Below are 23591 nucleotides of genomic sequence, written 5' to 3' on the forward strand. Positions count from 1 at the left end.
ATCAAGGCATTAATAATATGACACCCATCCAAATGGCTCAAAAACAGCATCCGCTGTGGACAAATTTTGCCCTTGCAATAACCTAGTTAACCAATACAGCTAACAGGTAAAAGCCTTGAAGGGGGGAAGGTCTGATCGGTAAGATGGGCAGGTGGGTGTAAAGCAGCAGGAAGTTCCAGCAGTTTACATAACTAAAAAAAATGCCCCTGCATCCAACAATGCAGGGGCGGTAGAATTATTCTTAGCTATTGATAGGTACACTACATGCTTTCCATCGGATGCTCCTTGAGTAGCTGATCCGGCGAATAGAAGTCTTTCTTGCTGTCGATTGAAGCCCTTACCTGCTTTACCTTTTCGGGGTAGATAGGGGGTGCCTGGTTGCCGAAGGAGTTTCTCACGTAGGTTAGTACCGCAGCTACACCCTTATCGTCCAGCATACCAGCGTATGGGGTCATAGGTACTTGTCCGGGATACTTGACACCATTTACCTCCAGAGGCCCCAGCAAGCCTTTCAGTACCACCTTAATCAGACGCTCCTCGTTTCCGGTTACCCACTTGGTACCTGCCAGGGGAGGGAAGCCCGAGGCCGTAAGTCCTTTGCCATCGGGCTGGTGACAGGTAATACAGAAACCTTCACGGGAGAAGATTTCCCTTCCCTGCGTATAGAGTTCAAGGTCAGCGCCTTTCAGGTGTGAGGTGACGGCAATTTCCTTCTGTTTTTTGACGGGTCTGTCGTTTAGATGCGCCACGGCTGTTTCGTGAGCGTGTACCATCCAGTCATCCAGCGGCTTCTTTTCAGCCTCCGCCAGCACGGGTAGTCCCTTTTCTTTGCCAATCCAGGAGGCCGCTACGATGGCTTCCAGGCGCACCCGGCTGTTGTCATCACGGGCGGCCTGGGTGAGTAGCTGGGCCTGATCCGCTACCTGATGGCCCGTGTACCGGAGCACCCTTACCGCGGCGGCCCGGGCCCGGTAGTCTTTGGCCTGAAGCGTCTGGCGCAGGAGCTTCTGATCTACCTTATTCAAGCCCCAGGTTACCCAAAGAGCTTCCAGTACATGATGCTCGTATTGCGGATCATTTTTGTCCAGGCTGGCTACCCACTTGGTTACTTTAGGTAGTACCTCTGAGGCATTCCGGCCCCTCAGCTCGCGGCGGGTCCGGTAGCGGGTGCGGAATTCGGGTAGTTTCAGGTTATCCAGCAGCTCTTCTACACTGGCTCCGGCCACTTTAGCTGGTTTGACCAGCGGGCGTGATGGATACGTGATGCGGTATACCCGGCCGTGCACGTGGTCGCGCAGGGGGTCGCGGGCGTTGTGCTGCATGTGACCCACCAGGATGTTGTGCCAGTCGATGAAGTACAGGGAGCCATCCGGAGCGAACTCCATATCCACCGGACGGAAGTTACGGTCTTCGCTGCTTACCAGATCTACCCGGTGCTTAGTCCTGAAGCCGGTACCGTCATCCTCTACCGCGTGCTGCTTCATACCCAGGAAACCAATGGTATTGTTGATCAGCATATCGCCCTGCACATTATCGGGGAAGTGGCGGCTGGATACAAATTCCAGACCGGAGGTTGGACGTACCATGTGATCTTTCTCAATCAGCTGCTTTGACTTGTGGGTAGACTCACCGTAGCGGGGCAGTACCGAACCCGGCATCATCCAGCGTACATCCGGGCTGGATGTTTCGGCGAAGAAGTTTTGCCCCCATTCGTCAAAGGCAATACCCCAGGGGTTTGGAATGGCCAGCTGAGCGGTGCGCTCCAGGTGGCGGCGCTGCGGATTGTAGCGATAGAAGCCTCCGTTGGTTGCCCGTACCGGTCCATAGGGAGTCTCTACGTTGGTATGCAAAAAGACACCTTCTCCCATATAGATAGCACCGGACGGATCGGCCGCGAAGGCACTGATGGTATGGTGGGTATCGTGGTCGTCGAAGCCACTCAGGATAATCTCTTCCTTATCTGCCTTATCGTCGCCATTGGTATCGGTATAGAGCTTGAGGTTAGTACCCTGGGAGATGTAGACGCCTTCGGGCGCTAACTCAAAACCTACCGGCACGTGCAGACCCTCCACGAATATGGTTTGCTTATCCGCTTTGCCGTCGTTGTTGGTATCTTCCAGGATCAGGATCTTATCATTGGGCTTGGCATCTCCCGGCTTGTAGTGGGGGTAGGTAGGCATGGTAGCTATCCATAGTCTGCCTTTGTTATCAAAGCTCATCTGTACCGGATTGGCCAGGTCGGGGAATTCTACCTCGGAGGCAAACAGCTCCAGTTTATAGCCGGGGGCTACTTTGATCTTATCAATGGCCTCCTGACCGTACAGGTACTTAAGGCTACCGTTCTTCTCGGGGTTAAAGTTAGTTTTTACCGGTGGCAGTTCTCTGGTATTTTTGTCCGCCGCCGCCAGATCCATCTTCTGCCCTTTGGTGGCTGCGAGCCAGATGGCGGTATCCCGGATAGCAGTCATCTGCCGGATTTTCTCAATCTCGAACGGGTAGTTGTCGGGGCCAAACGGGTTGTAGCGACGGCCATACGCGTGTACTCCGTTCGGAATTTTATAGTCGTTGTGCCACATCCAGTTTTTCTCCATGACGGCATCGTATACCAGTTGTCTGTTCGACTGGGACTTAGGGGCTACTTTTCCAAATACCTGATCAGCCAGTAGCAGCGACAGTTTTTTGTAGCCTTCGTCGTTGAGCTGGAAACCATCTATGGTCAGAGGCTCTTTGCTGGCCTCATACCACTTCTGAGAAGGCGCAAAGGCATCCACAAACAGAATGCCATTCCTGTCTGCCACTTCCTTCATGGCCCGGGTGTACAGCAGCAGGTTTTCGTTCTCCTTCTTACCGTTTGGCAGGTCGTACCGGGCCGAAAGGTCTTCGAAGGCAATGGGCGATACCAGGGCTAACTGTGGGGCGGCGGTTCCGTTGTACTTCTGATTCTGTGTATGCTTGATGAAAGCTTCCAGTTCGGCCTTGTAGTTGTCCAAACCGGCTTTGCCCTGAAACGACTCACTATACCCGAAGAAGGCAATAATGACATCTGCTTTAAGGCGGCTTAGCCACTGGTCGGGGGATTCAAAGTGTCCCTCACTGCCCGAATTATTGGCATACTCAGTCTGAAAACGCTCGGCTCCCGGAAATGCCCAGGGCGAGAAGCGGGCCGAATGGGGCCGGAAACCGGGGGTATCACCTCCGTCAGCCATGTTGCGCACGACCAGTTTGTTGTCAGGGTAGCGCACCTGTAGCTCCGTTTCGAAATGATCGTAGTTGATCATTCTGGAGGCCAGGTTGTTACCGATCAGGACAATGCGGGACCCATTGCTGATCTTAAGTGCATTGGATTGCGTGAATTGGAAGGCACTGAAAGCAACCAGTGCCAGTCCAACGGTCAGGATCAATCCTTTAAGTTTTATAGTCATGGAGTTAGGAATTTTATATTTCTCTGCGAATCTGCGGCTGGACCGAGTACCGACCCGGCTTGTCTACTTTACGATTCCCCGGTAAGGTACATCTATGTCAATCTTGCCTTTCCACTTTTTAGGAACGGGCTTGTCGAGCAGCCAGTGAATGGCATTGACCGTCATGCGCTGCAGGCTCTCATCTTTGAAGTCTTCGGGATGTCCCAGTGTCGTGAAGAATACTTTGGCACCGTGCTTATTCTTCCAGGTCCAGGCTACCGGATTTTCAATGGCGGCCTTGTCCGGATTCACCGATTTGCCCATCAGGAGCAGGGTAGCGTCTTTGGGTGGATAATCAGGGCGCACCCGGTACAGCCAGGATGGTACGTGGAAAGCAGGGGCTACCCCCGTCAGTATGGGATGCTTGGCTGCCTCGGGAATGATGGTGACGTCCGTAGTACTTTCGTGACCGTAGTGGGTATGACCAGCTCTGCCCCAGCCCGGAGGGGTACCAAAAGCCCGCTCGCCAAAGGCATTCCACACTTCGGATTCATGCCCCTTGGGGAAGTTAAAGGCGTGGGTAGAGGTACGGAAGCCCATCACCGGCTTACCCGAGTTGAGGTAGGCATCGATATGCTTGAGCTGATCGGGAGGAAGCTGGCGCCACCGCAGAAAGAACACCGCCATATCTGCCTGGGCCAGGGCTTCCAGGCCGGGGATGTTCTGCTCGGCATTCTGATTGGGAGATGCCTTCAGTACTTTGGTACGTAGCCCGTAATTTTTCTCAAGCTCAGCCGCGAGCAGGGGCAGGGTTTGTTCGCCGCTGTACTCGTGGTCACCGGTAACAAAGACGACCAGAGGCTGTTGTTTTTGAGTCGGTTGCTGCCGGGTTACAAAAGCGGCTGATAGGCCGGCCAGTACCAGGAGAAACAAACCTGTTATCCATCTCAGATCTAAACGCTTTCTTTTTACTTGAATAGGCATACGTAATAATAAGGTTAGGATGTAACGTTAGTTAGTACCAGAGACGAAGTTTGAGTAACTAACCATGAGTTAATCAGGCAACATTTTTAACTATAGAAAGCAGTAGAATAGCATCCTATACCGTAGGTAGTTTTAAATTGACACCTACGGTATAGGAAAAACAAACGCTGGGAGTGATGGATCAGTATCCGGTATTCTGCTTGAGCTTGTTGTTGTTACGGATTTCAGCGGTCGGGATGGGGAACAACAGCTCTCTTTCCTTCAGGACCGGCCCGTAGGAGAACTTGTGACCCACAAAGTCTTCGAACTTCCGGGTACTAACGTTGAAGGCCTTGCGGAGCCGGACCATATCGTACCAGGTAATGTTCTCAAAGCTCAGCTCATGCCAGCGCTCTTTCCAGATGGCTTCCCTCAGTTGCTCTTTGGTCATGCCTTTTAGTTCAGGCAGGTTGGCCCGCTTCCGTACCTGGTTTACCGCATCATACACTGCCTGTGAGGGACCGCCCGCTTCGTTGGCTGCTTCGGCATAGGTAAGCAGTACCTCCGCATAGCGCATCACGGGCCAGTTGAGGCCACTGCTGGTGGTAGAAAGCTGCGCCTCCAGGTCAAAGTGCTTATACAGATAGTATCCACCCAGCGACCGGGTCTTGCTCCGGTCGCTTCTCAGCGAAAAGGTGGAGTAGTAGAATTGCTTCTCTTCGGCCCGCTTATCACCCGGCTCATACGACTCTACGAATTCCTTATTGGCAAAGATGGCCCCTGTCTCATCCGTATAGGCCGAGATGCCCTGGTTGTAGGGAATGATGGAGGTCTGCCAGTTAGAAGGCATCACAAAAGCCGCGTACTGAACCATAAAGATGTTTTCACCTATGTTCTTACGGGCGGGAGTATGCAGGTCATCGTAGGAGGGGAACAGGCTGTACTTGCTCGACTGAATCACCTCATTGGCCTTTTCGGCAGCTTTCTGGTAGTATTCGGCCCCCTTCTGTAAGGGATATCCCGCCATAGTCAGGTACACGCTGGACAGCAGCGACTTGATCGCTCCCGTGCTGACACGGCCGGTGGCATCGGTAAAGGGGAGTCCCGAGTTCTCGGCCTCCACCAGATCCGCTACGATCAGCTTGTACACTTCTTCGGGTGTTGACTGGGTTGGGTACAGGTTCTCCGATTTTAGATCAACCGGCTCGGTAATGAGAGGGATGTTACCGAATATCCGGACCAGGTTGTAGTAGTAGAGCGCACGCAGGAACCGGGCCTCACCCATGTACCGTTTTTTGGCTGCTTCATCCATGTTGATGCCCGGTATCTTGGCAATGGCCAGGTTGGCATTGGCAATGCCCCGGTAACTGCTGGTCCAGTAGGTACCGCCGTATTCATTGTCTGAGTTGTTGACCAGGTTACGCACGAAGATGCTGTTCTGGGCCTGCCCGAGTTCGGTATTGGCCAGTCCCGTGGCAAACTCAAGCATCATCCAGGGGGCCCCGTTAAAGCCGCCACCCAATACGGCTCGCATACTCTCGTAGATGGAGTTGACGGCACTCTGCGCGTGCTCGGGTTTGGTGAAGTAGTTCTCCATCGTAAAGTTGGAGCGATCAGGCTCTTCGAGGAAGTCGGAGCAGCTGGCACCGGTGAATAAGATAGAACCAGTAAGAAGGATCTGGATATATGATTTTATAGTACGTTTCATGAGTATCTGCTGTTAGAAGGTTAGCTACTAAAGACCTACGTTCAATCCTACGGTGAATACCCGTGGCTTGGGGTACGCGTACAGATCCACGCCCTGATCAAAGGCCGCGCCCGAAGTGGATACTTCCGGATCGTAGCCGGGGTACTTGGTAGACAGGAAGAAGTTCTGTACGGAGGCGAATACCCGCAGGCGGTTCAAGTGGAGCCTCTGGGTTATGTTATTGCCGAACCGGTACGACAGGAGCAGGTTGCGGCCCCGCAGGAACGATCCGTCCTGCACCCGGTCGGAATCGTTGTTGGTGTTGTAGCCAGCCGATACGGGTCGCAGTTGGGCTATGTTGGTATTCTGGTTCTCGGGTGTCCAGGCGTTGAGTACGGTTTTGAAGCTGTTGGCAATACCCTGGCGGTCTTCGGCGGAGTGCTTGCTACGGAACAGTACATCATTGCCGTACATAAACTGCAAATCTACCACCAGCTCAAAGTTCTTATAGCCAAAAGTGTTGATAAAGCTACCAAAGCCATCGGGGATACCCTTACCTATGATTACCCGGTCGTTGTCATTGATGCGGCCGTCGTTGTTCACATCCTGGTACTTGATATCGCCGGGCTTCTTCAGGTACTTGGCCGCTTCTGACTCCTCGGCCGTACTCCAGGTACCCTGGTGTACAAATCCAAAGAATGAACCCACCGGCTCGCCTTCCCGGATAATGGTAGATCCGGTAAAGATGTCCGAACCGCCGGTCAGCGCAAGTACCTTGTTTTTATTAATGGAGATATTAAAGTTGGTGCTCCAGGACAGGTCGCGGCCGGACAGGTTGACGGTGTTGATTCCCAGTTCGACGCCTTGGTTTACCATGCTTCCGATGTTCCGGCTTACGGTAGTATAGCCACTGCTGGATGGCACCGGCGCGCTTAGTAGCATATCAGTAGTAAGCTTACGGTACACATCCGCTTCCAGCATGATGCGGTTGCTTAAAAGCCCCAGTTCCAGGCCGGCGTCAAACTGCTGGGTTTTCTCCCAGCGCAGGTCCGGGTTAGCCAGGCGGTTTACCCCGATACCTACTTCGCGGGAGTTGTTGAAAATGACAGAGTAGTTACCCAGTCCGGCCAGCGCCTGGTAGGCTGTAATTTCGGAGTTACCCGTTACCCCGTAGCTGGTGCGGAGTTTGAGGTTAGAGATAGCGGGTATAGCCTGCATGAAATCTTCCTCCGTGATACGCCAGGCCAGTGCTGCCGATGGGAATACCGCATACCGGTTAGCCGAACCAAACTTTGAGGAACCGTCGATACGACCGGTGAAGGTAACCAGGTACTTGTTCTTGAAGCCATAGTTGATGCGGCCAAAGTAGGAGTTAAGACCATAGGCCACCGTGCTTGAAGTGGCTGGTTGGACTACCGAACCGGCTCCCAGGTTGTTGAACTGGAAGTAGTCATCCTGGAAGCGTTGCGCTCTGGCGACATTGTTAAAGCGATCTACGTGCTGCCACGCAATACCAAGTAAACCGTTGAAAGAGTGAATATTGGCGAAGGTCTTGTTATAAGTCAGGTAGTTTTCAAACTGCCACGAGTTGTGACGATCGTTGGTAATGGAGGCATCTCCGCCCTGGTTTCTGGAAATGTAGTTGAGGGTACGGCCACCGTAGTAGTCGATACGCTGGTTGATGATGTTGGTACCCAGCGTAGTACGTAGCTCTAGGCCATGCCCAAAGTTGATGTTGGAGTAGATATTACCCAGCATGGTTTGGGTCTTGAGGTAGTAGAGGCGCTCTCTGGCCACGTGCAGGGGGTTACCTCCCCCTTCCATGCCCGGATAGTCCTCATTGCCTCCCCAGCGGCCATCGGGATATTTTACCGGTATAATAGGCAGGGCTTCCAGTACCTGACGCATGGCTATGATACCTCCGGCTCCCAGCGGGTCTACCTGGCTTTCGTTCTGATCGTTGTAGCTGAGTGAACCTCCCACTTTCAGCCACTTTTTGATCTGGCTGTCAAACACGAAGCGGCCCGCGTAGCGCTTCAGCCACGACTCGTGCATGAGACCTTCTTCATTTCTGTAGCCCAGGTAGGCACCGTAGCTGTCTTTGCCGTTACCCCCCGCGAACGAAAGCTGGTGGTTCTGGATCAGGGCCTGCCGGAAAGCTTCGTCCTGCCAGTCGGTATTGTAGAGGGGCTTGCCATTGGCGTCAAACAGGAGAGGATTGGTACGCTTGGTTTTGGGATCGGTGTACTTGCCACCGGCCCAGCCTACTGGGTCATACTTCTGAGCATTCTGATAAGCGATCTCTTCTACCCGCAGGAATTCCTCCGAGTTCAGCAGGGGTATCTTACGGGGCAGTACGCCTATCCCGTAGTCGGTGTCGTAGTTAACCCGGCCGCCATCCTGGCTGCCCCGTTTGGTAGTGACGAGTATGACGCCGTTGGCTCCCCGGGCTCCGTAAATAGCGGTAGCCGAAGCATCCTTAAGTACCTCGATGGAGGCAATGTCATTGGGGTTGATGTAGTCGATGGGGGTACTACCATTGGCCAGGTCGGCGGCGTTGAGAATCACTCCGTCTATAACATACAGCGGGTTGTTAGCTACACTCACCGAGGTATTGCCCCGGATACGGATATTGGCCCGGCCGCCCGGTCTGCCTGAGTTGACGGATACGTTCACACCCGTAATACGTCCTGACAGCGCCTGATTCAGCGAAGCTACCGGACGCTCCTGCAGGGTTTCGCCTTTGACCGTACCTACGGCTCCCGTTAGGTCGGACTTGCGCTGGGTACCGTATCCTACCACCACCACTTCTTCCAGTGATTTCAGTTCGGGCGACATCTGTACCGTCAGTACGGATTCACCGCCAATGGCTACTTCCTTGCTCTGGTAGCCCACAAAGCTAAAAACCAGAATAGCGGAATTGTCAGGTATATCCAGTTGAAATTTGCCTTCGGCGTTGGTAGTGGTACCACGCTGTGTACCTTTTTGAACTACACTTACGCCAGGCAGACCCGTTCCGCTTTCATCCGTTACAGTACCCGATACGGCCCGCAGGGCATCGTTGACGGCCAGTTTTCTATCGGACTCTGTGTTCAGACTACTTGATGGGGGAGCTGGTATCGATGAAAGTACCACCTTCCGGCCCACTACCTCATACTTAACGTGGATCTGGTTGAAGAGCTTGCGGAGTACTTCATCCAGCGTGGAGTTACTTACGTTCAGGGTCACTTTTTGCGTAGGTGCAATTACCTGTGAGCTATATACGAACCGGACGTCCGTGGCTTTCTCGATCTCAACGAGTACCTTCTTCACTTCTTTCCCTTCTGCTTTGATGGAGAGCCGGCGTTTCAGGTACTCCTGGGCGCTGGTTTCGTGGGCGTACGAAACCCCTATGAAGAGTACCATGACTAAACTTTGGGTTAAGGAAAACTTCATGAGTTTAATCCAGATTTGGCTTGTAAGAAGTTTTTTCATAGGTTTGATTAAGGTTAAAGGTTCTGGTAACTAGGAACTTATGCGACGGGTGGTTACTTTGGCGAGTGGTACCCGTGGTTTTACCTTACTAGGCAGGGGGTGGCGCTCCTGCCTTTTTTGTGTTGCTATTCACAGCCTTTTCCGCTGATCAGGATCTGTCCATCTACGATTTCATAGCTGGCCGATACCGTTTTGCACAGCATGTCCAGTTTTTCGTAGAGGGTTTCATTGGTCAGGGTGGCGGTGATTTTGCAGTTGTTAAAGCTTTGCTTGTCATATTGCATGGGGATTCCATAGTGTACTTCGAGTTCGTTGAGTATGGCTGGGAGGGCTACTTCATCATATATGAAGTCTACCGGAGCCGGTGTGGCCTTGACCTGAGCGGGGTTGGCTACCAGCGTTTTGGTCAGTTGCTGGGCTTCTTTTTCGTAAATGGCTGCCTGATTGGCCGTCAGGATCAGCCCTTTTACTTCCCGGTTTTGGATTGACCGGCTGGACTTTGTGGTATACACCGATACTTTACCGGACAGCACCTGTACCGAGTACTTCTTTTCCATGTAGAAGGCCCGGACTACAAATCGGGTACCCAGTACTTTGGTAACCATATCACCCGTATACACCATGAATGGCTCGGGCCGACGTTTCACGCTGAATACAGCTTCTCCGGTCAGGTAGATGGTACGACTGCTACCGGAAAACTGAGACGGATACCGCAGGCGGCTTTGCGGACTTAGCAGCACCTCGGAGCCGTCGCTCAACTGTATCGTCAGCGGTTTGGAAGAGTCATTGAAGGTTTCTACCAGTTTGTTGTCAGTGACCTCCGCGACATACCTGTTATGTTGGGTGGTGTCCGAATTGGTAATTACGTACCAGCCAATGCCCAGCGCCAGCAGTATGGAGGCCGCGACTACCCAGGCGCTCCAGGCCATGCTTCTTTGAGGGGTACTATCCCCATACAGCTCCTCCGCCGAATCAGTGGGTAGAGTGGCCTTTTCTATAAAATCCTGTACTTCGTCCCGTATTTCCTTTTCACTCAGGCGCTCGGCGGCTACGGTGGCGACCCGTACCAGCTGCTCGGCTATGTGGAGGTCCTGCTTTTTCTCCGGGTGCCTCTGTACGAAGGTGAGCCAGAAGGTTTCCTGCTGGCTTACCCCCTGTACCCAATCTCTGAAGTCATCATCCAGGACAAAGTCTTCCACAGTATATTTTTCGTAATTTTTCATGCTAGTGTCTATGGTAGTAGTGGGATAATGGGTAGCCTTCTTGAAGGCAGGCTGGTCTTTACAGACAGAGCAGACCAGGCAATAGGAAGGACCCAATGGCCCAGTTCTTACGGAGACTGTTCAGGGACTTCTGCAGCAGGTTATAGACCGACTGGCGACCGAGCTGCATGACCTCGGAGATCTGCTCAAAGCTTAGGCTCTGGTAAAAGCGGAGGTAAATGAGCTCTTTTTGCCGGGCGGGTAGAGTATTTATCATTTGTTCCAGCTTGCGAAGCTGGTATACTTCATTTTCTTCTTCAATCAGCCGGAGGTCGGCCGAAAACTCCACCGAGAAAGCGTACTCGTCAGAAAGGTTGGTCTGGTGTGTGACATATTTGCCGGAAAGCTCACGCAGGATTCGGGTCTTAAGCATCACCATCAGATACGAGCGTACATTCTCCACTTCGTTGATGGTAGCGTGGATCTTCCACAGATTCAGGAAGGTCTCCTGGATGCAGTCCTTGACAAAATCCTTATCCGGACGCAGCCGCATGCCCCAATGGTACAGGTCGGGGTAGTAAGCCTGCATGATTTTGGCCAGTGCATAGATATCGCCGGAGCGGTATTCCTGCCATAGCTCATGGGCATCCTGTGGAGCTAGTCGTTTGCTCATAGTTCTGGTGTAGGGCGTTTTGTACTATGAGACGGTAAAAGAGAAAACTTAACCTACCTTTTATTAATTAATTTCACGGCAAAGTTCAAAAATGGGCTTAGCGAGCTCCTAATGCAGAAAAAATAAGTAGTCACTATTGGGTATTTGGTTGATTACTGATAAGTGTCAGCAGTAGTTTCGTACCTGGAATGAAGCTGTACTGTGGGTGCTAAACGATCTTCTGGGCAATGGCCTTGGCTACGGCTTCGGGAGCCGAGTTGACGTGCAGCTTTTCGTAGATATGCTTGATGTGATAGTGAACGGTATTGAAGCTGATGGAGCAGGTATCAGCGATCATCTTGTAGCTCATACCTTTGACCATGCAGGTAAGTACTTCGCGCTCGCGGGAGGTGAGCTCCACGTAGGTAGGCTGTGCCTGCACAAACTGGTGCTGAAACATATGTAGTACCTTGGCCGCGATGGCCGGAGACATATGTGCCCCACCCTTGTATACATCCTGTATCGCCTGCAGGACTTCATCCGGGTCCGGACTCTTAAGTACGTAACCCGAAGCGCCCGCACAGATGGATGAGAAAATTCGATGTTCGTCTTCAAAAACCGTATGTATGAGTACTTTGGTCTGTGGATAGGCGACTTTGATTTGTTGCAGGGCTTCTATCCCCGACAATCCCGGCATTTGAATATCCATCAGTACTACATCCGGCTTATGCTTTCGAACTCTGGAAACAGCATCATTGGCATTTTCATAGGCACCCGCAACGGCTATCTCACTCGTACTTTCAAAGTATTGCGTCAGGCTTTGCCGAAGGCTCCTATTATCTTCAAAAAGCAGGACGGAGATCATGGAGCTGCAAGGGTGGGTAGTGCTACCTCATCAGGCTTGCGTATGGGTACCGACAGGATGATGGTAGTACCCTGACCTATCGACGAAGTAATCCGTACGGAGAAGCCCCCCTCTTCGGCCCGTTTCTGAAAATTGATCAGGCCATTCCCTTCAGGGGGAAAGGGAGTCTCAAAACCATGACCATTGTCCCTGATCTGCATCCGTAGGGTATCTTCCTGGCGCCATAGCCGTACCTCTACCTTGCTGGCCTGGGCGTGTTTGACGATGTTGTGAATAGATTCTTTGAAGGTCAGGTAGATATTTCGCCGCTGCTCCATGGAAAACAGTGGTAGCTCTTTGGGATCTACTTCACAATCAAAAGTCAGAGTTGCCTCAACATTAGATAGCATCTGATGCGCTACATTACGCAACCGCTCCACGAACTTCTCAGGTACATCGTTGTCAGGATTCAGCGCCCACACCGTGTCCCGGATGCTATGGATTGTCTCCTCCGAGTCTACTTTGATCTGTTCCAGGAGGGGGCTTATTTCAGGTTGTACCAATCCCATCTTTTTCTGCACCAGCTTAGTAGAAATAGCGATACTCGTCAAAGTAGCTCCTACCTCATCGTGCAGGTCACGGGCTATTTCGTCGCGGATGTGGAGCAACTTATCGCGCTGACGGAGATTCTCCTGTAGTTGAGCAATCAGTGCCTGCTGGGTCTGGTTTTGCTGGCGGCGGTGCTCGCTGGCGCGTTCGGCAAGTATATAGCCAAGTATAGCAACTTCAACCAAAATACCGGGTACAAAAGCGTTATTGTAAGGTACAAGTGGCAGCCATTCAATATTATAGAGGGCAAACATACTAATAATCATACTTCCCAGGCTGATGCTGAATGCAATTGCATAGCCCATAAATTTTTTAAAATCTTTACTGCATACATATAGTAGGCAGACAAGCTGCAGAAATAAAACGATCAGAATATATTGGCCATGATCGATTCCTATCCCAAATATTACTTTATCAATAACTGATGTATAAGGAATCTGAAAATACATGCAAACACAAAATATAGGGTAGTCTATCAGGCAAAGCAAACTCAATCCTAAAAGCAACCAGTAGAGTGTCTTGGAGTACTGTTTTAGGTTCAGGAATTTAATATGAAAAAAAGACCAGCAAAACATATAGAAATAAGTAGTTGGGAAATACTTTTTCCAATGAAATGAGCTGGGAAGCTTCTCTGCTATAAAGCCATAAAAGTCTACATAAAATAATACATAACTCAGAATCAATAAGGCATACCAGCCAATCAGAGCATCGCGTAGGCGTAGAAAGAATACTATTGAATAAATAAGCACAATTAAATAAGCTCCCAGCGCCAGATTTTGCCATTGGGCATTCTTTTTGGGATAAAGTATCGCTTCACCGACATCACCTATGTGCAGATAATCACCTATAGCATCTCTTGCGAATAATGATATATGAATAAGCTTTGGCGTGGTTCCTAGTGGAATGATCGGAGGTACCGTCGGAATAGTTTGCTTATCAATCGGAAGTTGCAAACCTGACTGTATGGTTGATAGATTCTCACTTTCATCCTTAATAAAAATATCTAGTTGCCGGTATTTTCGAACAGAAGATATAAGAAACAAGTCTGCTCCTGTCTGGTTGTGGATGTGGATACGCATCCAAATCTTCCCTTTTCGGTAAGATAACTGCACTACCTCCTGTTGGTTTAGAGCCTGAAACGAATCAAGCGGAAACCTCGACACCTGTTCATAAGTGAGCTTATGAGTGAAGTCTTCAAGATAGTACACATAGGGAGCTACGGGATTAGCTTTTCGCGCATCTGTAATGACCAGTGGCTTTTGACTCAGAGCAGGCAGCCACATCACCACAAGTACTATCATGTATAGGGGGCGCATAGGAGTCGGAGTTAGCTTGAAGTAAAGAAAATTAACCAAAACAATTTGATTTTCAAAAGCTTACCCTTCTCTTTTCTTCCTCGGCGCCTTTGCGCTGACTAGCTGTCTTTACTTTCTGGTTACCAAAGCTTCGGGTGTAGGTGACTTTTGCTATACGGGGGGCATCACGTAACAAAGCATTGAATTTGACCTCCTCTTCCGGAAAAGTGGCGTACCATCTTAATTGGTTAGTCCAAAGCAGGTCATTGATGGTTAGACTTAGCCTGCCGCGGTTTTGAGTAAATACTTTCTGAATACCCAGGACCAGGTTGGTTCGGCTACGCAGAGTCATGACTCCGGCGGGTATATGGGACATATAAAGTACACTCAGCTCCCCCGTCCAGCCGTGCCCTAGCCTGAAGGTATGCACTGATCTGATATTGCTGAACAGGAGCCGCTGGTGGAAAGGCCCCAGAACAAATTGAGTACTGGCGACCCGGTGAAATCCGGAAAGGTTGTTCTGGGCGGTCCACCACGGAGTAAATGTAATGGGAAAGGCTACTTCCAGCGAAAGTATATCAACCAAGTCAAAGTTCTGCACCATATGGATCAGTTCGGGGCGACCCGGATAGATGACCGGCTGGTGCCTGAATATGCAGTTGCGCTCACGGCTGTAGCCTACCCACAGAAAGTACTGACCCTTGTACTGATAACCAGCCCGTATGGCCCTTGTATACGATGGTTTGAGATTGATATTCCCCACATAAAAGGTATTGGGGTCAGTCAGGAAAAACGAAGGGGTAAGGTCGGTATAGCTGGGTCGGCTGATCCTTCGGCTGAACGAGAAGTTAAGAGCATGCTCCTTGCTGAGCTGATGCGAGAGGGTTGCACTCGGGAAAAGATTGAGGTACTGACGGTCCAGCAGGGGGCGCCCATCGGGGGTTTGTACATGCGTACGGGTTGCCTCGGCACGTAGCCCTCCCTGTAAGTCGGTGTGAGGCCCTAATTTACCCGATACATTGCTGTATAGGGCGCCTATGTTTTCATAAAACAGTGCATTATTAGTTAATTCGGGATCTGTGATGAGCTTTCCTTCTATCTGGCGCTGTACGCCCAGGAAGTTCTCGATATCGGAACGGTTGAGCTTTAGCCCGCTTTCCAGCTTCCAGTTCTTGCCAAGTGGCTGCGCGTAGTCCGCCTTCACGACCCAGAATCGGATATCTGTCTCTTTGCTTGTTGTGACTGCCTGCACGGGCAGTAGCCTGGGGTTGGTGGAGTAGAAGTCAAGAACTTCCAGACTATTAGGTCCGCTGTTGGTGTAGTACTGATAATCGGCCTCTACGGTAAGAACCTGCTGTTTAGGGAAGGTATGTACCAGTCCCACGTTTCCGCCCAGGTTACGCCAGTGATTATTTTCAATCCATACTAAAGAAGACTCTGCAAAGGGTTGAGCCGTGGTAAATAGCCGGGTTGAGGAGGTATTGTAGGATGTGGCGTTACGTCCATTGGCTAGGCTCTGGATCTGGACGGATAGTACGGTGCTTTTGCTTACGGAGATATCGGCTCCAATCCTGAAATCACCATTATAATCTTTCAGGTACCGGTCCGAAAACTGTCTGTTCTGCCATAATTCACCACTTACCGGTTGGGTACGTACAGATAGAAAATCAAACCAGCGATAGTCGTGATTGAAGGAAACACTGCTGTACAAATTGACTCCGCGGCGGTTGTGATTCACATTGATACTTCCGCTTGCTTTTTCATACTTGCCGTAGCCCCCCATTAATGAAAAGCTCCCATTGGTACCCTCGTCCTGTTTGCGTTTCAGAATTATGTTGATCATACCCGCGTTGCCTTCGGCATCGTACTTGGCCGGAGGGCTGGTGATCAGTTCTACTTTCTCGACGTTATCGGCATTCATACCGCTAAGCATCTGAACCAGGGCTTCCAGCGGGAGCCGCGAGAGTTTGCCGTTAATCATCACCATTACGCCCTGCCGTCCGCTCATGGATACCCCTCCGTTTTGCCGGTCTACCTGCACGCCCGGTGAGCGTTCCAGCAGGTCCAGTATGGACCCGCCGGCAGCGGTTACCATACTCGCCGGATTGATGACCAGCCGGTCAACCTGCTGTTCAAACAGGGGCTTTTGGGTTCTGACTGTTACCTCGTTCAACTGCTTTTCGGTAGTTGCCGCCACGAGCGGCGCTACTTCAAGGCTACCGGCAGATTGGGTAAGCTTAAGGAGGGGAGAGTAACAGGTCTTGTATCCAACCATAGAAGTAGCGACCAGGTACTGGCCGGGACGGATCTGCTCAAAGCTATACTGCCCTCCCTCGTTTACTATGGCTCCCTTTGCCAGGGTAGAGTCTTTGGCATGGAGCAGGAGCACATTGGCATAGGCGAGTGGCTGGCCATCAGTACTACGAACCGTCCCTTTTACTACTTGTTGGGCGTAGCAGGTCATGGTCAGGCAAACGAGCCATAGTGGTGTGGTATAGAGTTTCATATTCTTCAACTTTGGTTTGTATCAAAGTTGAAGAATTCTGAAAAGGGGCACCATCCCCAATATTGGTGGGATTGGTGGGGTTAGTAGGGGAGCAGGTAAATTATACTATATCAACCGCTGATCATAGGTAAAATCCTCCACCCGAAGGGTCCTGACCTCGCGGATCAGGGGGTGCAGGGGATCGAGCAGCAGGTTGCGTGACCAGGGCATAATGACTGAGGGGACGGAGTAAGCAAGGGCCGTGCGGCTATGGAGGCGGGGAACCAGGAAGTGCTGTACAGCCGGGGGCACCGGATGCGACTGCCATTCGTCCGGTAGTTGGGGAAGGTCTATTTCCTGAATGGAATCGGGGATCTCGAGCTCTACCAGCACCAGGGGGGGCAGGTCTTCCCAGGGGGTACCTTCCAGGTGGACCAGTGATTCCAGCAGGGCGAGCTCGGGCGTAGAGGAGGTATATACCAGAGGTACCCCCACGGGGTTCCAGCGCCCCCCGTACAGTTGGGCACCCAGGCCGGTGAGCATTCCATCCAGATGTTGTCGTTTCTGAATACGGTAAACGGCGGACATATCAGCTGTGAATACCGTATTCGAGGCGGCCCAGCAGGGTATCTACCATGCCCATACCCGTAGAGGTATCGAGCAGGTCCAGCGGCGAATTGCCGCCCAGTACCTGCAGGGGGCGCCGGAGCCATCGGTTAAATTTCCCATCGTCTTCAAATACTTCCCTGCCGTGCTCGGCCAGCCGATGGAGCAACAGGATGCGCTCCGAAGCTACCAGGCCCAGCTTTTCATCACTTTTGCGGCGGTGGTAGGTGCGGAGAGAGATAGCCAGGATCCTGGCCATTTCCTGATCGGTGAGCTCCAGCCGAGCCGCCAGATCATCCGCATCCTTCCCCCATACCCCTTCACGGGCCCGCTCTATTAGTTTATACGGCCCCGCCTTTCCTGTTTGGGGAGCAGTGGCCGGGGCAGGTACTCGAGCTATTTTTGATCTCACTTCCATAAGTTACGCATTTGGCACTAATTTATATGCCATTTGTCATAAATACAACTTTTTGCAGAATTAGTTCATAGAACCTCAAAACTCTGTAAATAGTAGTAGCGGCGAATGTAGTACATATATGAAGTACCGTTCATGAACTCATTATCATACTATTCAGCCTGTACAGGTTGAAAAATGAGTAGAATAAAAATGAGTTTTTACCAGGAAGTACCCGCTTTACAGGGTTAGGATTTATTTGGGAAAATGTACTTTCAGTACGTATTTATACCTGATGCTGGCTTGATTATTGCAAGAAAACTATACAAATAAGGACTTTTTCCTACACCAAGTTTTGTAAAATAAAATTCACTTATTCCCATAAATCATGATAAACAACCTGGTATTAATAGATGATGATCCGATTACGCTTCGGATCATTGAGCTAACAATCAAAAGAAACCAGTTTGCTGACAATGTTATCAAACTGAAAAATGGGGAAGAAGGGATTCATTTTTTCGAAAAGCTTTCGACCATTGAAACCAACATCGTGCCCGAACTGGTGTTTCTGGACCTGAATATGCCGGTTATGAATGGCTGGGACTTCCTGGATGAATACGCGGCTAGGTACCAGGTACTGTTTCCCAATACGCAGATTTGCATCCTTTCGTCGTCGGTAGATCCCCAGGATCAGCTCAGGGCGCAGAAGTATTCGAGCGTAATCCGATTTATCAGTAAGCCTATATTTATCAGTGAGCTTACCGAGCTTAAGCATCACGTATCTCTTTACGATTACTTTATTTAATTACAGCGAATGGGTACCACGTGATGTACCTTCGAATTTGAAGTAGGTCCCTTTAGATTATTGATTTCTCCGGCTATTCGGGCTGTATATAGTACTAGGCAGCAATAGCTCCGCGTTCCTTGTCATACGATCATACCTTCACTCCCGAAGGCTTCTCTTTCTCAGGAATTTAATCCCCCGTTTCCACCCACGGAGCAACCTGTACCCACTCAATGGAGTAGGTACCCCGGGAATAGTTACTTTATATATACATTGGATAAATCGTCCCCGTTGCTCCCTGTTTCTATATGGAGCTGGGTGGGGAATAGATTGGTTTTAGAATTACATATAGGGTACTACTATGAAAAAAATTGCACTGGGACTTATACTCCTGACATACGGACCAGGTACCATACCTGATACATACGCGCAGAAAGCCGCTAAGCCTAAGCCAGCCGCCAGCACCGGTATCTCATTCAGGAAAATGGTCCTGCACGACGAGTTTATTGCCGAAGGGGTAGCCGTAGGAGATGTAAACCGCGACGGGAAAATTGATGTCATGGCGGGTGCTTACTGGTTTGAGGCACCCGACTGGAAAAAGCATGAACTGACCAGGCCGCAGAAGTTCGAGTACGACAAGGGGTACAGCGATGCGTTCGTGAGTCAGAGTATGGATGTGAATCTGGATGGTTGGGTGGATTTTGTCCGGGTTGGATTTCCGGGTAAGGAAGCGCAATGGTTCGAGAATCCAAAGAATAAGGAAGGACACTGGAAGGTGCACCCTATCCATACCAGCGTCGGGAATGAATCGGCCGGTTTTTTTGACGTGGACGGAGACGGACGACTGGATCTGCTGGGAGGTAATTCGTCGGTACGGCAGATGAACTGGTTCCGGGCTCCGGTCACCAAGGGCGAAACCGGGTGGAAACAGTATACCATCAGCAAGGAGAATACCCCCGGAAGCGAGCCCTTTTCGCATGGCCTGGGCCTGGGCGATATCAACAAAGACGGTCGCCCCGATGTACTGATCAAGGATGGCTGGTGGGAAGCTCCCAAAGATCGTCTACAGCCGGACTGGACGTTCCATCCGGCCAAACTAGGTGAGGCCAGTGCTCAGATGTACGCCTACGATTTTGACGGAGATGGCGATCAGGATGTAGTATCCTCGTCTGCGCATGCCTTAGGAATATGGTGGCACGAGCAGATACAGACCGAAACCGGAGGGGCGCAGTGGAAAACGCACCTTATTTCGGACCAGTTTACCCAGACCCATGGACTGGCCTTAGTAGATATCAACTCCGACGGGCATCCCGATCTGGTGACCGGGAAGCGTTACTTCGCCCATATGGGTAAGGATCCGGGAGAGTACGAGCCGCCGGTACTGTACTGGTTTGAATTCAAGCCGGGCAAGAATCCCACCTGGGTTCCCCACCTGATTGATGATAGTTCGGGTGTAGGCGTACACGTAGTAGCGGAAGATATCACCAAAGACGGCCTGATAGATATCGTGATAGCCAATAAAAAGGGGGTATTTGTATTTGTACAGGAGCGGAAGTAGCGAATAGGGCTAGCGTACCTAGTTAAGCTCCTGTTCATGGTCTCGCTGGTAGATGGGTATACCTATCCGTCGGATGTGATCTAATAGCTCTTTATTTTTGATGGTATTATACTTAATAACATCTATGTGGTACAGCAAATCCAATTCTTCCAGGAGGACCAGGAGCTGCAGGTACTTGTCAAAGGAGAGCTGCTCCCCCTTAACGACCAGATCTATGTCAGATCCGACCTGGTAGTTTCCTTTGGCTCTGGACCCGAATAGGATTACTTCTTCTACCTCGGGGGTATTCTTGAAGACTTCTATGATGGCTTCTAAGTCGGCAGATGATAGTCCGTAATTCATTCGTCAAAAAGAGATGATTGTTCCCCATACTGTTCTTCTGCCAGTTTTGTAGAGAGAGAACGAAGTAATTTATAGTAGGTATCCTTAATACTTTCTGCTATTTCCTCTGCTGTTTCTGGATCATACGTATGAGAAGATGGCTCTCTGGATTTTTTCATTCTTTTCCATCCTTCTGCATCTGTAATGTACCCATCTTTGAAGGCCTGTTCCAGAACAGGATTAGGTCCGGCAATGTTGATGTATCCTTTGTACCTTAAAAGATCCTGCAATGTCTTCCAGGCCAGTTCAAACGTATATTCAAATCGCTGAATCAGCCCCTCGGTTTCAAGTTCCGAAAGTGCCTCTTTTCTATTCTCCACAACCTCACCAAGTTTGGTTAAAGCCTTGTTGAAGTTAATGAAGCGTTGTTGCCATCTTATGTCCTTTTCTTCCATCTTATAGCTTTCAAAATGTAACTCCCGCCAGCCTTTCTCAAACCATTTTACAGGGACTAATGCAGTGGTTCAAGCGGATCAATAGTCAAAGAAACAGCTTTTATCCTAAAAGTACATCGAGGTTTTACGTCTTCCGGGAAAGCTCCTGTGAACAAAGCGCCAGAGGCTGGTACCACTACCAGCCTCTGGCGCTTTGTTACGGATTACCTTTTCGTGCAGCGGCTACTTCGGCAGCAGTTACCGGTGAAGCCTGATTCCCAAAGCTCATTCGGATGTAGGTTAGTACCTCGGCCAGTTCCTGATCTTTCAGAAAGGCGAAGGCCGGCATGTGCTGGTCATATTCAACACCCTTTACCTTGACCGGTCCCGAGAGACCTTTCAGTACGATACGTATCAGCTCTCTTTTGGGACCAAGTACCTGCTCTGCTCCTTTAAGAGGAGGAAAGCTTTCGGCCACGCCCTGGCCGTCTGCCTTGTGGCAGGAAGCACAATACTGCGTATAGATAGCTGCTCCTGCTGATTCCGCGTTGGTTGAGGTAGCTGGTATATTACCCGTTCGTGCACTTTGTGAAGCCAGTAGCTTCCCGGCATCTTTGATCTTTGTGACCTTGATAATAAGGTCGTCATCAGGTTTCGGGAAGCCCTTCGCCGGATTCCAGTCCCGGTTGCTGGTGGAGAGGTAGATATCACCCTCCGGGGAAACACAGATATCCCGGATTCGGCCATATACCCCTTTCAGAAATACCTTCTCATCAATCACCGCCGTACCGGCCCGGTTGAGCTTCAGGATTCGGATGCTACAGTCCTTTAGGGTAGTCAGGATCAGGGTGTTCTTCCATTCGGGAATTCGGGTGGAGCCGTAGAAGTCCAGCCCAGCAGGGGCAATGGTAGGAGTCCAGGCTTTGAGGGGCTCTTCTACCGCTATTGAGTCACAGAATGGCTCTTCCCCGGGCGTGTCGCAGTACCCTTCCACACGGGGCCAGCCATAGTTTAGGCCTTTCCCGATCAGGTTGATTTCGTCTTCGATGGCGTCACCATGCTCCGAAATGTACAGGTTGCCGTTACGGCCATAGGTCATGCCCTGCGGGTTACGATGTCCCCACGACCAGACCGGGCTCCCTTTGATGGGGTTGTCAGCCGGTATGGTGCCGTCCAGGTTGAGGCGCAGGATCTTACCGTTGGGTGACTGCTGGTTTTGGGCATTGGGATAAATAGCCGCGTCGCCCGTGGCAAAAATAAGCTTACGGTCGGGCGATATTGTGAGGCGCGAGCCATTATGCCCCGTATTGCCGGGAATCTCCAGGATCACCAGCGGATCAAGCAGTACCTCATTCCTGTATGTATACCTGACCAGTCTGGTTCGGATCTCCGCGCCTTTCTGGTAGGTGTAGTCTACGTACACGTAGGGTGACCTTTCGAAATCAGGATGGAGAGCCATCCCGAGCAGTCCCGTTGACCGCTTACGCAGTACCTCCGGAATAGTGATCAACACCCTTTTCTCCCCCGTTTCGGGGTGGACTTTACTGATCCTGCCCCCCTGCTCCGTGTACCAGATCCAGTTGTCAGGGCCCCAGGTTATCTCCCAGGGCACATCCAGACCGGAGGCCACCGTATTGGTACCCAGGACGCTGGAATCTAACGGAATGTAGTGCTCAACCGCGACCGGGTCCTGTGGTACATAATGCTTTACTGGTGAGTACTCTTTTGGAGGTTGATAACTAACTAGTACTGAAACAGAAGCGGCAATAACTCCAATAGCGGCTAATCTCATGAATCAGGAAATTAAGAAACCAGCGACTGCTCCGTAGCCAGCCATTCTTTTACAAATGCATCGTCTACCAGGTGAGGGTAGGCCTCAATCACCCGATCTATTTCTTCCAGCTGGCCTTCCGAGAGTTTTTCCTCCGGATTGAGCGTCCACAGCCCGCGCAGGATGCCCTGCCGACGGAGCACTTCGTGGATGCCCGGTATACAGCCGTGGAACCGGTGCGAAGGATCAAAAATGGCGGCATTCATATCCGTCACCTCAATGTTGCGCTGGAGCAGGGTGTCAATGTCCTGATAGTTATTGTTCACGCAGGCTTTGATCTCCCCGAATAGCTCCACGGCTTTTTGAGTCCAGGCCGCCCAATGCCCCAGCAGTCCTCCTACAAACCGCTTCTCTACCGTTTGTCCACCTGCCTCAAAGCGGTAAGGCGTAAGCAGGTCCGCTACGATGTTATCGTCATTCCCGGTGTATAGCGCCACCTCATGCGCCCGACTGGAAAAGCAAAGCGCCCGTACCACGTCCAGGGTCTGGTAGCGGTTGAAGGCGGCTACCTTTACAGCCTGTACATTGGGTATCTCCATAAACTCCTTCCAGAAATCGTAGCTGAATGCTCTTCCGCCAATGGTGGTCTGGAGGTAAAATCCAAACACGGGAATAATGTCAGCGATGGTCCTGATGTGCCCGATCACCTCCTGCTCCGAAAGATCAGTTAGCCCTGCCATGCTCACCAGCCCCAGGTCGTACCCGTATTGTACGGCTAGTTCGGCTTCACGTACGGCCTGAGCCGTAGGGCCTACTACACCGGCCACTTTAAGAAAGGGCCGGTTGAGCTGCGCCTTCTGTACCTCATCGGCCGCTAGTTCGAGTACCCGTTCCAGCATGTTATACTCCGGTTTGCGGATTTCGAACTGGGTAGTGTGTACGCCAACGGCCACGCCACCCACACCGCTGGCTATATAGTAGCGGGTCAGCAGGCGCTGGCGGCTCTCGTCGATGGTGAGCTGCTCGGTTAGCGCCAGGGGATGCGCCGGTATTACGGTTCCTTTCCGTAGAAAGTCTATTTTTTCAGGGTGTAGTACGTTCGCTGCCATAG

17 protein-coding genes are annotated in these 23591 nt (G+C 51.1%); 2 read left to right on the forward strand and 15 right to left on the reverse strand.

Features of this window, described 5'->3' with window-relative positions:
* Positions 1-260: 260 nt before the first annotated feature.
* The 11 genes from JTN23_RS18645 to JTN23_RS18695 form a co-directional block, all read right to left on the reverse strand.
* Entirely contained in the window at positions 261-3422 is a 3162-nt protein-coding gene (locus JTN23_RS18645; RefSeq protein ID WP_247236543.1) for a PVC-type heme-binding CxxCH protein, read from the reverse strand.
* A 63-nt stretch (positions 3423-3485) separates the two neighbouring features.
* Entirely contained in the window at positions 3486-4385 is a 900-nt protein-coding gene (locus JTN23_RS18650; RefSeq protein ID WP_247236544.1) for a ThuA domain-containing protein, read from the reverse strand.
* Positions 4386-4566: 181 nt separating this feature from the next.
* Entirely contained in the window at positions 4567-6072 is a 1506-nt protein-coding gene (locus tag JTN23_RS18655; RefSeq protein ID WP_247236545.1) for a RagB/SusD family nutrient uptake outer membrane protein, read from the reverse strand.
* A 27-nt stretch (positions 6073-6099) separates the two neighbouring features.
* Positions 6100-9486 (reverse strand): TonB-dependent receptor, encoded by a 3387-nt coding sequence (locus JTN23_RS18660; protein WP_247236546.1) that lies wholly within the window; start codon positions 9484-9486, stop codon positions 6100-6102.
* A 164-nt stretch (positions 9487-9650) separates the two neighbouring features.
* Positions 9651-10748: a FecR family protein gene (locus JTN23_RS18665; protein WP_247236547.1), complete on the reverse strand. Its 1098-nt coding sequence runs from the start codon at positions 10746-10748 to the stop codon at positions 9651-9653.
* Positions 10749-10806: 58 nt separating this feature from the next.
* On the reverse strand, positions 10807-11400 hold the full coding sequence (locus tag JTN23_RS18670) for an RNA polymerase sigma factor (protein WP_247236548.1): 594 nt from the start codon (positions 11398-11400) through the stop codon (positions 10807-10809).
* Between the two features lie 208 nt (positions 11401-11608).
* Positions 11609-12244 (reverse strand): response regulator transcription factor, encoded by a 636-nt coding sequence (locus JTN23_RS18675; protein WP_247236549.1) that lies wholly within the window; start codon positions 12242-12244, stop codon positions 11609-11611.
* Entirely contained in the window at positions 12241-14148 is a 1908-nt protein-coding gene (locus JTN23_RS18680) for a sensor histidine kinase (protein ID WP_310586730.1), read from the reverse strand. The genes JTN23_RS18675 and JTN23_RS18680 overlap by 4 nt, the downstream gene beginning before the upstream one ends.
* Before the next feature lie 52 nt (positions 14149-14200).
* On the reverse strand, positions 14201-16633 hold the full coding sequence (locus tag JTN23_RS18685) for a TonB-dependent receptor domain-containing protein (protein ID WP_247236550.1): 2433 nt from the start codon (positions 16631-16633) through the stop codon (positions 14201-14203).
* A gap of 105 nt (positions 16634-16738) precedes the next feature.
* Positions 16739-17200: an RES family NAD+ phosphorylase gene (locus JTN23_RS18690; protein ID WP_247236551.1), complete on the reverse strand. Its 462-nt coding sequence runs from the start codon at positions 17198-17200 to the stop codon at positions 16739-16741.
* A 1-nt stretch (position 17201) separates the two neighbouring features.
* Positions 17202-17636 carry an Xre family toxin-antitoxin system antitoxin gene (locus tag JTN23_RS18695; protein WP_247236552.1) on the reverse strand — a complete coding sequence of 145 codons (435 nt, stop codon included), beginning with the start codon at positions 17634-17636 and terminating at the stop codon, positions 17202-17204.
* Positions 17637-18000: 364 nt separating this feature from the next.
* Here JTN23_RS18695 and JTN23_RS18700 point away from each other — a divergent pair, with 364 nt between their 5' ends.
* Positions 18001-18417: a response regulator gene (locus tag JTN23_RS18700; RefSeq protein ID WP_247236553.1), complete on the forward strand. Its 417-nt coding sequence runs from the start codon at positions 18001-18003 to the stop codon at positions 18415-18417.
* Positions 18418-18757: 340 nt separating this feature from the next.
* Positions 18758-19954: an FG-GAP repeat domain-containing protein gene (locus tag JTN23_RS18705; RefSeq protein WP_247236554.1), complete on the forward strand. Its 1197-nt coding sequence runs from the start codon at positions 18758-18760 to the stop codon at positions 19952-19954.
* 18 nt (positions 19955-19972) lie between these two features.
* Here JTN23_RS18705 and JTN23_RS18710 read toward each other — a convergent pair whose 3' ends face one another.
* The 4 genes from JTN23_RS18710 to JTN23_RS18725 all read right to left on the reverse strand — a co-directional run bounded on the left by JTN23_RS18710 (position 19973) and on the right by JTN23_RS18725 (position 23589).
* Positions 19973-20296, reverse strand: coding sequence for a nucleotidyltransferase family protein (locus JTN23_RS18710; protein WP_247236555.1), 324 nt, complete (start codon positions 20294-20296; stop codon positions 19973-19975).
* Positions 20293-20730: a nucleotidyltransferase substrate binding protein gene (locus tag JTN23_RS18715; RefSeq protein WP_247236556.1), complete on the reverse strand. Its 438-nt coding sequence runs from the start codon at positions 20728-20730 to the stop codon at positions 20293-20295. The genes JTN23_RS18710 and JTN23_RS18715 overlap by 4 nt, the downstream gene beginning before the upstream one ends.
* Before the next feature lie 196 nt (positions 20731-20926).
* Entirely contained in the window at positions 20927-22501 is a 1575-nt protein-coding gene (locus JTN23_RS18720) for a PQQ-dependent sugar dehydrogenase (protein ID WP_247236557.1), read from the reverse strand.
* 11 nt (positions 22502-22512) lie between these two features.
* Positions 22513-23589: a dihydrodipicolinate synthase family protein gene (locus JTN23_RS18725; RefSeq protein ID WP_247236558.1), complete on the reverse strand. Its 1077-nt coding sequence runs from the start codon at positions 23587-23589 to the stop codon at positions 22513-22515.
* Between the last annotated feature and the right edge of the window lie 2 nt (positions 23590-23591).

Origin of the sequence: Telluribacter roseus (assembly GCF_017355915.2) — a bacterium.
In the GTDB taxonomy this organism is placed as follows: Bacteria; Bacteroidota; Bacteroidia; order Cytophagales; family Spirosomataceae; genus Telluribacter.